Raw genomic sequence first — 9,381 nt, 5'->3', positions numbered from 1 at the left:
CATTGTTTAGGAGATTGCACTGGTATTTCATTTATAGATTCTACTACTTTAAAATCATGCCATTATAAAAGAGAAAATAACACAGATTTTTTTGTTGATTTAGCCCAAAAAAGTTACGGAATTTTAGGTTCGTTTTATGGTTTAAATTACACCTTATATGAATTGACAAAGGAGAAGTTATTGAGTTTATGCCCATACCAGTATATGTTGGCGATAGAAAACCACTCATAAATAAATCTTTTAATTATCAAATATTTGTAAATGGTATTCATCTGGTAAAGATGATTACAAAGAATATGAAGAAAAAACCATAGATTTTATGGAGCGTAATTAACTGCGAAAAAGAGCCATTATAGAGTCTATAAATAATATCTTAAAAACATATATTAAATTGAGTATAAAAGACATAGATCAGTTGATAATTTTATTTAAAATTTAATATTTAGTTTAATTACATATTATTTTTACCTAAGAAACCTTAAATAAAAATCGCCAATATGTTACCTAATATATATATAAGTTAAGTCAAGCTAACTTTAATCATTATTTTTTTATAAAATTACCAATTTAAAAGTTTGTTGCACTTTTAAGTAGAAAACAATATAATTTTATTCTATTAACTTAGTTATAAATAAACTTAATTTATTATTCAAAATAATTTAAAGTACTATATCCCCCTTCTTTTAGATACTGATCTTTTTTCATCAACTTTACATCAGACTGCATCATATCTTTTACCAAATCTTGTAAATCATATTTACATTCCCAACCTAATTTTTGTTTTGCTTTTGATGGATCACCAATTAACAAGTCTACTTCAGTTGGCCTAAAGTACTTAGGGTCAATTTCTAACACCTCTTTTCCTACCTCTAACTGATATTCTGGATTTGCACATGATTTTACATATCCTTTTTCATCAATACCTTTTCCTTTAAAACCTAACTCTATTCCCACCTCAGCAAAACTCATTCTCACAAAATCTCTTACAGATGTTGTTACACCTGTAGCAATTACCCAATCTTCAGGAGTTTCTGCTTGTAAAATCATCCACATCATACGCACATAATCTTTTGCATGTCCCCAATCTCTTTTTGCATCTAAGTTTCCAAGATACAATTTATCCTGTAAGTTTAAGGCTATTCTTGAGGCTGCTCTTGTAATTTTACGGGTTACAAATGTTTCTCCTCTTAATGGAGATTCATGATTAAACAAAATACCATTACAAGCAAACATATCATAAGCTTCTCTGTAATTTACAGAAATCCAAAAGGCATACATTTTTGCTACTGCATAAGGAGAACGAGGATAAAATGGTGTTGTTTCTGATTGTGGCACTTCTTGCACTTTTCCATACAATTCTGAGGTAGAGGCCTGGTAAATTCTAGTTTTCTTTTCTAAACCCAATAAACGGACTGCATCTAATATACGTAAAGTACCTAACCCATCAGCGTTCCCTGTATACTCTGGTGTTTCAAATGATACTGCTACATGACTCATTGCCGCTAAATTATATATCTCGTCAGGCTGAATTTGCTTTATTAAACGAGTAATATTTGTACTATCTGTCATATCTCCATAATGCAAGAAGAAATTGCGACTATCAACATGTGGGTCTTGATATAAATGATCTATCCTATCAGTATTGAAAAGTGAAGACCTTCTTTTCATTCCGTGTACTTGATATCCTTTTTTTAATAAAAACTCACTTAAATAAGCCCCATCTTGACCTGTTACTCCTGTTATAAATGCTACTTTCATTTAACTTTTACTTCTTTTATGTTTTCTATATTCTTTAAAAACCAAAAATATGTTTTTTCAATCCCTTCTTTTAGTTCTGTAGAATATTCCCACCCAATATGCTTCATTTTTGAAACATCCATTAACTTTCTAGGTGTTCCATCTGGTTTGGTTGCATCCCATATAATTTTTCCTTGATGACCTATAACTTTTTGAATTGTTTCTGCCAATTCTTTAATAGTTATATCTTTACCTGTACCAACATTATACAAATACTCTGGTAAATCATTTTCTAAAGCATAAACAACTGCTTCTGCCATATCATCAACATACAAAAATTCTCTCATTGGAGTTCCACTTCCCCACAATACAACATCTGAGTGATTATTATTTTTAGCTTCATGAAACTTACGAATCATGGCTGGCAAAACATGTGATGTTTGTAAATCAAAATTATCAAAATAACCATATAGATTTGTAGGCATCAAACTAACATAATCTTTCTGATATTGTTTTCTAATTGCCTGGCATGCTTTGACACCTGCTATTTTTGCTATTGCGTACCATTCATTAGTCGGCTCTAAAGAATCTGTTAATAAATACTCTTCTTTTAAAGGTTGTCGAGCAAATTTAGGATAAATACAAGAACTTCCTAAAAAAATAAATTTTTCAATTCCTGTTTTTAATGCACTATCAATTAAATTATTTTGAATTTGCATATTTTCCATCAAAAATTGATAAGGGAAATTAGTATTTGCTAAAATACCACCAACTCGAGCTGCAGCGTCTATAACAACATTTGGTTTTTCTTTTTGCAAAAAAATTAAAACCTCATCTTGATTTTTTAAATCTAACTCTTTACTAGACCTTCCAACTAAATTAAAATAACCTTTCTTTTTTAAAGCCCTCCATACTGCTGAACCAACCATACCCTTATGACCCGCAATATATATTTTAGTATTCTTTTCCAATATTTCTTATTTACCTATTTGAAAATATTCAAAACCTTTACCCTCTAAATTGAAAGCATTATATTGATTTCTACCATCAAAAATAATAGGGAGGTTTAATTGTTGTTTAATTTCTACAAAATCAGGAGATCTAAATTCTTTCCATTCTGTTAACAAGATTAAAGAATCTGCATCCTTTAAAACCTCATATTTTGAATTGTAAAATGTTACATTTTCAACCCCTTTTAAATAAAACTCTTTAGCTTCATTTATTGCTTTTGGATCGTAAGCTTTTACTTTTGCCCCTCTTTTTACCAACTCTTTTATTGTGTAAATTGAAGGAGCTTCTCTCATATCATCTGTACCTGGTTTAAAAGACAAACCCCATAATGCAAAAGTTAAATCAGATAAATTTTCCCCAAATCTCTTTACAATTTTATGAGCAATAACTAATTTTTGAGCATCATTAACACTTTCTACTGATGCTATTAAATTTGCCTTATATCCATTTTCTTCCGCTATTTTCTTTAATGCTTTTACATCTTTTGGAAAACAAGAACCTCCGTAACCCGCTCCAGGATATATAAAACTATATCCTATCCTATTATCTGACCCGATTCCTATCCTTACCATATTTGCATCTGCACCAACTCTTTCACAAATATTAGCAATTTCATTCATAAATGAAATTTTTGTTGCCAACATTGTGTTTGCTGCATATTTAGTCATTTCTGCAGAACGTATATCCATTGTTATAAAACGATCATGAGTCCTAAAGAAAGGAGAATACAATTGCTTCATTTTTTCAAAAGCATAATTAGAATCTGCTCCAATTACCACTCTATCAGGCTTCATAAAATCATCGATAGCAGCTCCTTCTTTTAAAAACTCCGGATTTGAAACTACATTAAATTCTAAATCAACATTTCTTTTATCAAGTTCATTTTGAATTGTTGCTTTTACCATATCTGCTGTACCAACAGGAACAGTTGATTTATCTACTATTATTAATCTTTTATCCATAGCTTCACCGATAGACTTTGCAACAGCCAAAACATACTGTAAATCAGCTGCTCCATCTTCTCCCATTGGTGTACCAACCGCAATAAATACAATTTCTACATCGCTAATAGCTTCTTCTAAATTAGTTGTAAAAAATAAATTTTTATTTTTTACATTTTTTAAAACCATTTGATCTAAACCAGGTTCAAAAATTGGTAAAAAACCTTGCTTCAGCTTTTTAATTTTCTTTTCATCTATATCAACACAGGTAACTTTATTTCCCATTTCAGAAAAACAAGTTCCAGATACTAACCCAACATAACCTGAACCAATCACAGCTATATTCATAAAAACTTATATCTATTTAATTTTTTTTAACTAATAATTAATGATAAGTTCGTAAAAAAACATAATCTTTTTCAACTTTAAAACTTATATCTACAATTCGTTTTTACTACAAATGTAAATTATTTATTATATTTTAAAAAGAAATGCTTTTCACCAATTTCACTTATTTCCATATTTCTAATTTGATGGACAATTTCTATTGATTTCATAGAATCTTGCAATCCAAAACCATTTCCTTTTAATATTTCTTGATAACTTTCAGTATGCAAATCAGTAAAACCTGTGCTAAATTCCAACTCCTCTCTATCAACTGTAATTGATCGGAAAGTTCTTTGCTTTTTTTCTTTAACATCACTTGGCAAATCATTTTCATTAATTGATAAAAACCATCTAACCCTAGCGTTCTTAAATTCTAAATAACCAGCTGATTTATCTTTTTCTCTAAGATGAACAATATTTTCTTGTACATCTCCAAAAATCCAAGTAAGCATGTCATAAAAATGAACACCTATATTTGTTGCTATTCCTCCAGATTTACTTTCGTCTCCTTTCCAAGAGATATCATACCATCTTCCTCTTGAAGTTATATAGGTTAAATCTACATCGTATTTCTCTTTTTTATTAGCATTGGCTACTTTCTCTTTTAAAGCAATGATACTAGGATGCAGCCTTAATTGTAAAATTGTATTTGTTTTCTGTCCTGATTCTTTTTCAATATCTAATAAAGCATCAACATTCCACGGATTTAAAACCAATGGTTTTTCACAAATGGCATCTGCCCCTCTTCTTAAAGCCATTCTAATATGAGAATCATGAAGATAATTTGGAGTACAAATACTTACATAATCTAAATGAGTACCTGCACGTTTTAATTTTTCAATATGGCGATCAAATCTTTCAAATTCTACAAAAAAGTCTGCGTTAGGAAAATAACTATCCATTACACCAACACTGTCAAATTTATCTAAAGCAGCTATTAATTGATTATCTGTTTCTTTAATCGCTTTTAAGTGTCTTGGAGCAATATAACCTGCAGCACCAATTAATGCAAAATTTTTCATTTCTTATAGTGATTTATCTACATGTTTAGATTGTAGAAAATTCTTTACATCATATAAAACTGAATTCTCTTTTTTTATTTCTTCTAAATTCAAGTTCTTGAACTCTTGATGCGAAACTGTTAAAATAACAGCATCAAACTTAGTTTTAGGGATTTTTTTTGATGATTTAAGCTTATATTCATTCATTACCTCTTCTTCATTAGCCCAAGGATCATATATAGTAACATTGGTACTATACTCTTTTAAAGCAGCCACAACATCTATGACTTTTGTATTTCTAACATCCGGACAATTTTCCTTAAATGTTATTCCTAAAATTAAAACTTCAGCATTTTTTATTTTAATATCTTTTTCAATCATTAACTTAACAACCTCTGAAGCTACATAGCCTCCCATACTATCATTTAATCGTCTACCAGCAAGAATAATTTCAGGATGATACCCAAATTCTTGAGCTTTTTGTGCTAAATAATAAGGATCTACCCCTATACAATGCCCTCCAACCAAACCTGGCTTAAAAGGTAAAAAGTTCCATTTTGTTCCTGCAGCCTTTAATACATCATGTGTATTAATCCCCATTAATCCAAAAATTTTAGCCAATTCATTGACAAATGCAATGTTAATATCTCTTTGAGAGTTTTCAATTACCTTAGCTGCCTCTGCTACTTTAATTGTGGGTGCTAAATAAGTACCTGCAATAATTACTGATTTATATAAATCGTCAACTTTTTTTCCTATTTCTGGAGTTGACCCTGATGTTACTTTTAATATTTTTTCTACGGTATGTTCTTTATCTCCAGGATTAATTCTTTCTGGTGAATACCCTGCATAAAAATCTTTATTAAATTCCAGTCTTGAAATTTTTTCTAAAATCGGGACACACTCTTCTTCTGTTGCTCCAGGATAAACTGTTGATTCATATACTACAACATCTCCTTTTTTAAGAACCTTCCCTACTGCTTCACTCGCTTTTATCAAAGGAACAAGAACAGGTCTGTTATTTTTATCAACAGGAGTGGGCACTGTAATAATATAATAATTACAGTCTTCAATATCTTTTAGCTGAGTAGAACAAAACAAACCTATTTTTTTCGATGACTTTTCTACTAAAACAGATTGCAATACCTCATCAGAAACTTCTAAAGTAGAGTCAGTTCCTGACATTAACTCATCAATACGTTCTTTATTAATATCAAAACCTACCACAGAAAACTTAGTTGCAAATAACCTAGCTAAAGGCAAGCCAACATATCCTAATCCTATAATCGCTATTTTTGGTTGATTCATTTTTCTTATAGGTTTTCCCAATACCATTTTACAGCTTCTTTTAAGCCTTTCTGTAATGAATATTCTGGAGAATAATTTAAATTATTTTTTGCTTTCTCAATACTTGCATGTGAATGAGGAATATCACCTATTCTATTTGAACCATGTAGTACTTCTATATTTGATATTGATGCATCAAATTCTGAAAGATATTCTTTTAAGTAACCTACCAAATCATTAAGTGTATTTCTTTCTCCAAACGCAACATTATAAATAGTATTTATAGCTTCACTTTTTTGACTGATTAGACTTAGCAAATTTGCTTGAATAACATTATCTATATATGTGAAATCTCTGGAATACATACCATCTCCATTTATTACTGGAGATTCTCCTGCCATCAATTGTCCTACAAATTTTGGAATAACAGCGGCATAAGCACCATTTGGATCCTGTCTTCTTCCAAAAACGTTAAAATAACGCAATCCAATCGTTTCTAAACCATAAGTTTTAGAAAAAACATCTGCATACAATTCATTTACATATTTTGTAACTGCATAAGGTGATAAAGGTTTCCCTATTACATCTTCTACTTTAGGCATTGAAGTTGAATCACCATAAGTAGAAGAACTTGCTGCATAAACAAATCTTTTTATGTTATTATCTCTAGAAGCAACCAGCATGTTTAAAAAACCATTTACATTTACCTCATTTGAAGTTATGGGGTCTTTTATTGATCTTGGAACAGACCCTAAAGCCGCTTGATGCAAGACAAAATCAACACCCCTAGTTGCTTTTAAACAATCCTCTAAATGCCTTATATCTCCTTCAATCAAAGTGAACTTTTTATTATTTTTAAAAGCTTTTAAATTCTCCTTTTTACCTGTAGCAAAATTATCTAAACAAACAACTTCATTTCCTTTTAACAATAAAAACTCACATAAATTAGAGCCAATAAAACCAGCACCTCCAGTTACTAAAATTTTTTTTCCTTCTAAATTTATTTCCAATACCAAATGTTTTTATTGTTTAAAAATCAAATATACAAAAAAGGTTTTTCGATATGTGATCTTTAACTAATTTAAGACCTCAATTACTTGATAAAAATAAAAAATCCTTCACAAATTTGTGAAGGATTTTAGTTTAGTGGGCAATGAGGGATTCGAACCCCCGACCCCCTCGGTGTAAACGAGGTGCTCTGAACCAACTGAGCTAATTGCCCTTAGCGGTTGCAAATATAGCACGTATTTTTAGTTTACCAAATAAAAAACATCTTTTATTTAAATTATTTCAGCAACCACAAACGTACTTCCTCCAACATAAATTATATCTTGCTGATTTGCATTATGTAACGCGTTTTTTAAAGCTTCTTTTACAGATAAATATTTTTCTCCAATCAAACCAAATTCTTTTGCTTTTTCTTGTAACTCTAATTCAGAGAGTCCTCTTTCTATATTAGGCTTACAAAAATAATAATGTGCTTTTTTAGGGAATAGCGGTAAAATATCTTGTATTTTTTTATCTGAAACAACACCTAAGACAAAATGTATCTTATTAAAAGATTCTTTTTCTAATTGCTCTATAACAATACTTAAACCCTCTTTATTATGTGCTGTATCACAAATTACTTTGGGATTTTCTTGTAAAACCTGCCACCTACCTTTAAGACTTGTATTTTTAACAACGTTTAGTAATCCTTTTTCTATATTTTCATCGGAAATACTAAAACCTTTTAATTGCTTAATTGCAGTAACTGCAGTATTTGTATTTTTCTTTTGATAATCACCTAATAAATCTGTTTTATAACTTTTATGATTATCTGATGAAAAATAGATAGCTGCTTTTTGTTCTTCTGCTTTAGCTATAAAAACATGCTTAACTTCATTTTGTTTCTCGCCAATTATAACAGGAATTTCATTTTTAATAATTCCTGCTTTTTCAAAAGCTATTTCTGGCAGCGTTTCTCCTAAAAACTGTGTATGATCTAATCCTATATTTGTAATTACAGAAACTTCTGGAGTAATAATATTTGTAGAATCTAATCTACCTCCTAAGCCAACTTCAATAATAGCGATATCTACTTTTTCTTCTGCAAAATAATTAAAAGCTAGGCCAACAGTCATTTCAAAAAAAGACAACTTTTGTTTTTTTAAAAATTCTTTGTGCTCTTTAATAAAGGAGGTAACCTTTACCTTTGAAATTTCTTTTCCATTAATTCGAATTCTCTCAGTAAAACTTTTTAAATGGGGAGATGTATACAAACCTACTTTATAACCAGCCTCTTGTAGAATAGAAGCTAACATGTGGCTTGTAGATCCTTTCCCGTTTGTTCCTCCAACATGAATTGATTTAAATTTTCTTTCAGGATAATTTAATTCTTTAGAAAATGCTAAAATATTAGTTAAATCTTTTTTGAATGCACTTTTACCCTGTTTTTGATACATTGGCAATTGCACAAACATCCAGTCTATGGTTTCTTGATATGTCATGGACTTTTAAAATACTTAGTAAAACTATTTTTAAAGGATACTAAAATAAAAACTTTATCAAAGTAATAAAAAACGAATTAAAATGACAGAAGTAAACTATTTGTCTTTAGATTTTAAATTTTCTTTTTCTTGTACTTCTTTTCTTAATCCACTACTAGAAAAACGGTGTTCTCTTTTATTAAAATACAAATCGATGCCTTTTTCCTCACAATATTGTCTGCCTGTAAATTGTTTACTTGCATACTCTTCACCAATAATCCTAACATCCACCTTAAATGATCGTAAAACATCTTCTAAATCTTGTTCTGTAGCATAAGGGACAATTTCATCTACAAATTTGCATCCTTTTAGCTGTATATATCTTTCTACTACAGACTGTACAGGTCTGTTTTTTTCTGGCCTATCTAATGTTGGGTCTGTTTGTAAAGCACAAATTAAATAATCACACTGACGTTTTGCATCTTCTAACATAGTAATATGCCCTGCATGTAGCAAATCGAATGCACTAAAAGTAATTCCTATTTTCAT

9 protein-coding genes and 1 tRNA gene are annotated in these 9,381 nt (G+C 29.9%); 1 reads left to right on the top strand and 9 read right to left on the bottom strand.

What is annotated here, in order from left to right; translation table 11 throughout:
* Nucleotides 1-231: transposase (locus Q0731_RS12960; RefSeq protein ID WP_299064757.1), on the top strand; the 231-nt coding region annotated here is incomplete at its 5' end.
* Nucleotides 232-645: 414 nt separating this feature from the next.
* Here the strand turns inward: Q0731_RS12960 and gmd are convergent.
* The 9 genes from gmd to Q0731_RS12915 all read right to left on the bottom strand — a co-directional run bounded on the left by gmd (nt 646) and on the right by Q0731_RS12915 (nt 9,381).
* Nucleotides 646-1,758, bottom strand: coding sequence for a GDP-mannose 4,6-dehydratase (gmd, locus tag Q0731_RS12955; RefSeq protein WP_299064756.1), 1,113 nt, complete (start codon nt 1,756-1,758; stop codon nt 646-648).
* Nucleotides 1,755-2,708 (bottom strand): GDP-L-fucose synthase, encoded by a 954-nt coding sequence (locus Q0731_RS12950; RefSeq protein ID WP_299064755.1) that lies wholly within the window; start codon nt 2,706-2,708, stop codon nt 1,755-1,757. Before Q0731_RS12950 ends, gmd begins: the two co-directional genes overlap by 4 nt.
* A 6-nt stretch (nt 2,709-2,714) precedes the next feature.
* Nucleotides 2,715-4,037, bottom strand: coding sequence for a UDP-glucose/GDP-mannose dehydrogenase family protein (locus Q0731_RS12945; protein WP_299064753.1), 1,323 nt, complete (start codon nt 4,035-4,037; stop codon nt 2,715-2,717).
* Between the two features lie 119 nt (nt 4,038-4,156).
* Nucleotides 4,157-5,098, bottom strand: coding sequence for a Gfo/Idh/MocA family oxidoreductase (locus Q0731_RS12940; RefSeq protein ID WP_299064751.1), 942 nt, complete (start codon nt 5,096-5,098; stop codon nt 4,157-4,159).
* 3 nt (nt 5,099-5,101) lie between these two features.
* Nucleotides 5,102-6,385 carry a nucleotide sugar dehydrogenase gene (locus tag Q0731_RS12935; RefSeq protein WP_299064760.1) on the bottom strand — a complete coding sequence of 428 codons (1,284 nt, stop codon included), beginning with the start codon at nt 6,383-6,385 and terminating at the stop codon, nt 5,102-5,104.
* A 5-nt stretch (nt 6,386-6,390) separates the two neighbouring features.
* Nucleotides 6,391-7,374: an SDR family oxidoreductase gene (locus Q0731_RS12930; RefSeq protein ID WP_299064749.1), complete on the bottom strand. Its 984-nt coding sequence runs from the start codon at nt 7,372-7,374 to the stop codon at nt 6,391-6,393.
* 137 nt (nt 7,375-7,511) lie between these two features.
* Nucleotides 7,512-7,586 (bottom strand) — tRNA-Val (locus Q0731_RS12925).
* Nucleotides 7,587-7,644: 58 nt separating this feature from the next.
* On the bottom strand, nt 7,645-8,853 hold the full coding sequence (locus tag Q0731_RS12920) for a folylpolyglutamate synthase/dihydrofolate synthase family protein (protein WP_299064747.1): 1,209 nt from the start codon (nt 8,851-8,853) through the stop codon (nt 7,645-7,647).
* Nucleotides 8,854-8,949: 96 nt separating this feature from the next.
* Nucleotides 8,950-9,381: an adenylyltransferase/cytidyltransferase family protein gene (locus Q0731_RS12915; protein ID WP_299064745.1), complete on the bottom strand. Its 432-nt coding sequence runs from the start codon at nt 9,379-9,381 to the stop codon at nt 8,950-8,952.

The organism is uncultured Polaribacter sp. (assembly GCF_947497695.1).
Lineage (GTDB): Bacteria > Bacteroidota > Bacteroidia > Flavobacteriales > Flavobacteriaceae > Polaribacter.
Note: the sequence above shows the minus strand (reverse complement) of the source record. Positions and strands in the feature narration are given on the sequence as shown.

Excerpts from the sequence above, each read along its gene's own strand:
- gmd (WP_299064756.1), bottom strand. The coding sequence starts at position 1,758 with ATGAAAGTAGCATTTATAACAGGAGTAACAGGTCAAGATGGGGCTTAT.
- Q0731_RS12945 (WP_299064753.1), bottom strand. The coding sequence starts at position 4,037 with ATGAATATAGCTGTGATTGGTTCAGGTTATGTTGGGTTAGTATCTGGA.
- Q0731_RS12940 (WP_299064751.1), bottom strand. The coding sequence starts at position 5,098 with ATGAAAAATTTTGCATTAATTGGTGCTGCAGGTTATATTGCTCCAAGA.
- Q0731_RS12935 (WP_299064760.1), bottom strand. The coding sequence starts at position 6,385 with ATGAATCAACCAAAAATAGCGATTATAGGATTAGGATATGTTGGCTTG.
- Q0731_RS12920 (WP_299064747.1), bottom strand. The coding sequence starts at position 8,853 with ATGACATATCAAGAAACCATAGACTGGATGTTTGTGCAATTGCCAATG.
- Q0731_RS12915 (WP_299064745.1), bottom strand. The coding sequence starts at position 9,381 with ATGAAAATAGGAATTACTTTTAGTGCATTCGATTTGCTACATGCAGGG.